Here is a 683-nt window from a genome sequence, read left to right as displayed (position 1 = left end):
GAGAAAGAGGAGGAAAAGAGAAAGAGGAAGAGAAGGAGAGAAAAAGAAAAGGAAAAGAAAGAGGAAAAAGGGGAAAAAGAAACGGAAAAGCAGGAAAAAAAAGGGGAAAAAGAAGAAAGAAAGAAGGAGAAAGAGAAAAGAAGTGAAGAAGAGAAAAAGGGAGATGGGAAAAAAGAAGAGAGAAAGAAGGAAGAAGGAGAAGGAAGGGAGAGATAGTGAAGAAGGATAAAAAGAAGAAAAGAAAAAGGAAAAAAGAAGAAAGGAGGAGGGAAGGGAAAGAAAGAAAAAGAAAAGGAAGAAAAGAGAAAGAAAGGAATGAGAGTGGGGGAAGAAAAGAGAGGGAGAAAGGAAAAGAACGGTAAGAGGATAGAGAGAGGAAAAAGAACGGAAGAGAGGAAGGAGAGAAAAGGGGGGGAAGGAAGAAGAAGAAGAAAGAGGGGGAAAGGGAAAAAAAAAAGAGAGAGGAAGAAAAGAAAAAAGAAAGGAAATAAGGAAAAGATAAAAAAGGAGGAAAAGAGAGGGAAAAAGAAAAGGAGAAAAAAAGAAGAAAAGAAGAAGAAAAAGGAGGAAGAAGAAGGAAATGAAGAGAAAGAGGAGGAAGAGAAAAAGAAAAAAAAAGAAAAAAAGGGAAAAAGAGAGGGAGAAGGGGAAAAAAGAAAGAAGGAGAAAAAAAAAAAAAAAGA

3 protein-coding genes are annotated in these 683 nt (G+C 36.2%); all 3 read left to right on the top strand.

Annotated elements, in window-relative coordinates:
- Nucleotides 1–216 (top strand): hypothetical protein (locus tag ACYQ5K_RS17145; RefSeq protein WP_459778120.1); only part of this gene is annotated, 216 nt, incomplete at its 5' end.
- Nucleotides 216–362: a hypothetical protein gene (locus tag ACYQ5K_RS17140; protein ID WP_459778119.1), complete on the top strand. Its 147-nt coding sequence runs from the start codon at nt 216–218 to the stop codon at nt 360–362. The genes ACYQ5K_RS17145 and ACYQ5K_RS17140, both read left to right, overlap by 1 nt.
- Nucleotides 316–683, top strand: a 368-nt coding sequence (locus ACYQ5K_RS17135; protein ID WP_459778118.1) for a hypothetical protein, incomplete at its 3' end; no start/stop codon positions are given. The genes ACYQ5K_RS17140 and ACYQ5K_RS17135, both read left to right, overlap by 47 nt.

Source organism: Allocoprococcus similis (assembly GCF_054660775.1).
This window is presented reverse-complemented; position numbering and strand designations above follow the sequence as displayed.